Source organism: Microbacterium sp. K41 (genome assembly GCF_004794395.1).
GTDB classification, from domain to species: domain Bacteria; phylum Actinomycetota; class Actinomycetes; order Actinomycetales; family Microbacteriaceae; genus Microbacterium; species Microbacterium sufflavum.
In genome coordinates, this window is sequence record NZ_SSDO01000032.1 from 1 (window position 1) to 334 (window position 334).

1 pseudogene is annotated in these 334 nt (G+C 79.6%); it reads left to right on the forward strand.

The features are described from left to right. A pseudogene (locus DW309_RS19845) lies at positions 1-334 on the forward strand (hypothetical protein); the annotation flags it as partial.

A 334-nucleotide genomic window follows, 5' to 3' on the forward strand; every position in this document is an offset into this window, starting at 1 on the left:
CCGGGGCCGACCTCGACGCCGTGGCCGCGGAGGCGACCGGAGCGCTGGTGGCGAAGAGCGGACAGCTCGGGGAGCCCGAGGCGGAGGCGGGCGCCGCCGGGAGCACGGGGGTGGGAGCGGGTACGACGACCGGGTCCGCGACCGTGCCGGAGTCGGAGCCAGGGACGCGGGGGGACTCGCCGAGCGGGTCAGGATCCGCGGCCACGGGCGGGACTCCGGCGGACCCGTCGGAGTCGGGCGCGCATGAGGAGGGCGCGAGTGTGCGTCGCGTGCGGGTGCGCAACCCGCTGGGCATCCACGCGCGCCCGGCCTCCGCGATCAGGGCGGCCGGGCG